The organism is Paucilactobacillus wasatchensis (assembly GCF_000876205.1).
Taxonomy (GTDB): domain Bacteria; phylum Bacillota; class Bacilli; order Lactobacillales; family Lactobacillaceae; genus Paucilactobacillus; species Paucilactobacillus wasatchensis.
The window spans coordinates 1-3213 of sequence record NZ_AWTT01000075.1 but is presented as its reverse complement, the minus strand read 5'-3'; the positions used below and the strand labels follow the sequence as shown (position 1 = coordinate 3213).

Sequence of the window (3213 nt, the reverse complement as noted above, 5' to 3'; positions counted from 1 at the left end):
AATCCAATTTGTTTAAAGCACTATCAGCGATCTTTGTTACTAATGGAATTGCAGAAATGGTGTTAGCAGCAATCATTGCACCACTGATTGCATTACCACTGACTAAGATCAGGCATCATTAACTAAAATGGCGTACCTACAAATGTAGATACGTCATTTTTTAATCTATTTGATTTTTTGTTCTGCCCAGTGGGCTGAATATTGTTTACCAGCTGTTAAATCGTACTGGATTAAGCGATAATCGTGAAGCAGTTTCTTTTGTTTTTTGGTCAATGATGATTCTTTTACCTTCTTACCCGACTGAGAAATAAATATATTAGATCCGTTTATACTATTTGTTTGTGATTGGCTAGGATCGATGGTCATAGCTGGCAAAGAGTCAGTTATTTTAGTAATTAGCGCGTAGTAAGGTGTGACCTTTGTATCGCTAGATTCCAATGCTAAAGCAGAAAAAGAATACGGGCTAACATATTTGTTTACTTCAGTGGTTTTATGTGTTCTATTATTATAAATAAAGTAGTCAGTTTCATGTAATTTGACGCCATATTTTTTCATTGAATCCTTATCATATAGAGCGGCCAAATGATCACCATACCAAACCATAGTAACTGGATGTTTAATTTTATTTAATTTACTAATAAGCATTTTTAAAGAATTATCAGTATAATTAAGACCCTTGGAATAGGTTTTGATACTTTCTTTTTCAGTTTTAGAACCTGCTGTCCCGAATATTTTGAATCTATTATTACTATAGTAGTTAGTATATGGCATGTGATTCTGCATTGTTGATAATTGAATGAATTGTGAACCTTTGTGTTTATCGTTTATGGTTTTAATAGCTTGCTTGTATGCAGATGTGTCGGATATATAGGGGTTTTTATCGATCTTCTTTTGGTATGAAAGTTTATCTTTACTTCCTTGATAGAAAAATTTATCAAATCCAAATTTTTTAAAAACATTTATTCGATTATAAAGACTCGCATTATATGGATGTATTGCAAGGCTCTGACTAAATAAATTGGTGAAATTAGGTGATATTTTTTGTTGTGGAACTAATTGTGTGTATGGAGTTGCTAGTGTTGCTGATAAATTACTAATGGAAAGCCCAGTCAGTGATTGCCATTCCATATTGGCAGTTCCACCACCATACCCAGTACTTAACATTAAACCTGAGTTATATTTATTTTTTAAACTTAACAAATATGGAATGGGATTAGGAGAAACTTTCAAGTTTGGAACTCTATTGGGGTTGCTAAAACTTTCACTAAGAACAAACATGAAAGTTTGGTTAGTTAATTTATATTTTCGATCCTTATTTATCTCAATTGCTTCATGATTATATTGTTTCATGATTTTATTGATATTAGTTTTGGAATATCCAGATGGTTTATCCATAATTGTAGTATCCATACTTTGAATAAATTGTATAATTGGCCCATTATTTCTGGCCTCGCGACCTTGATCTATTGTGCTGAATTTTACATTAAAGCCAACCATAATAATATTTGGTAAACTTCCGAAGTGATAGACAAAGAAGGAGCCCGAGAAAAATATCATTGGCAGGATAATCATAACTATCCGTTTTTTTAAACTTGCCACATGATAAAGTTTATCAAAATGATGCTGTAGTACGAGGCCAACAACAGCGAAGCAAAAAATAGTTATGATGACAATAATAATGGTTACCGGACTTATCATCTTTATTAAATCATCAATAGCTGTTAACATGGCCAGATCGGATGGCAAAATCGGCTCTTGCCTGAGAGAAATTTTTAAAGATTCAGCAACAGTTATAACTACTGAAGCTGCAACGACAATCATGTATGAATACCAGTAGCGATTTAGCATACCGAAAATAAATATAAAAAATAAATAAATTATTATGGTGCTTAGGATCAACTGTTGTGACGATAAATCAATAATTTGTTTAAACATATCAAAGCTAAATGGAGTATAAAGAAGTGTAACCACTAGTATTTGGACATATGACACTATAAAACCCGTAATGATGACTAGTAACGAACGCCAATTTTGGGCTAATATTTTTCTAAAAAATTTAGGAAAATCTAACAATGAATTAATACTTTTAATGGAGGTAGATACTAATAAACGGTTAAAGTATGGTATTCGAATTATTTCAGATATAACTAAAGTAGTCAATAATGTGGCTAGCAGGACAGAAAGAATATTTATTATTAAATATTCTAACCATCTACTTCCACTCAGACTGTAATTCAAACGGAAATTAGTCGATAATTGATAGTTAATTATTGGAACTTGAGTAATTAAATATCCTGTTAATATAAACCAATTTATTGATGGAATATGGTTGATTTTTTTATTTAGTTTTATTCTTGTTTCTATAAAAATTCCGAATACTAGCACACTCAAAATAAATAGAGGCAAAGAATAATTTGAGTAAATTCTACTCTGTAAATTAGTTGCAGTCTGTGTAATTGATGAAATCTTAAGCATTATAGGAAATACGATCATTATTACTAAAGAAAAACAGATCATAAGTTTCTTGTTAACTCTAGAGAAGGCATTTATTTTTTGAGACAATGCACCAACTACGAACAAAACACCAACCCAAACAAAGTTGTTTCCGGAATTAATTCCCCAAATTGGCTTGCCAAACAGAAATGGCATAATAATGAAAAACCAAAAAATTAACATAAGAATTGATTTTATTTTTTTCTCTGATAGTTGCTGAATATATCCTGCTATTTTATTACCAAAAACGTACCAAAGTAAAATGGATGAAGCAAATGTGAAGTCATTATGACTGATTGGAAAAAAAAAGCAACCAAATATCTTTTGAAGAAAATGACTTAAATACTAAAAGTAAAAACAAGATTCCAATTAAGCCAACACAAATCAAATAAAAATAGATTTTGTTTATTTTTCTGATTGGATGAATTTCTTTATGTGCAGTATATCCTAAATATAAGACAACTAAGTTCGTTCCAATACTACTAATAATGAAGATAAACCAATAAGCTAAGTACCTTGTTGGCTGCCCACTACTTGATGGTGGGGTCACTGAGTACATTAATATTTGATTTACGATTATTAATAATAATGAAATTAATGAAACAAAACTAAAACTAATTTTTTTTGAATTACTCAACATCATTCACACTCCAATTAAATTGTACGCAATATTGAGTATAAACATGCTAGTTATAAATTACAATTACATAAAACATTATG

1 protein-coding gene is annotated in these 3213 nt (G+C 30.3%); it reads right to left on the bottom strand.

Annotated features, from left to right (window positions below):
* Window positions 1-165: 165 nt before the first annotated feature.
* The gene (locus WDC_RS08965) at window positions 166-2649 is read right to left on the bottom strand and encodes an LTA synthase family protein (protein WP_191978666.1); all 2484 of its coding nucleotides are present in this window, start codon (window positions 2647-2649) and stop codon (window positions 166-168) included.
* Window positions 2650-3213 lie beyond the last annotated feature (564 nt).

Bases quoted from the DNA above. Each gene is read 5' to 3' on its own strand.
- WDC_RS08965 (WP_191978666.1), bottom strand. From the start codon at position 2,649: ATGCCATTTCTGTTTGGCAAGCCAATTTGGGGAATTAATTCCGGAAAC.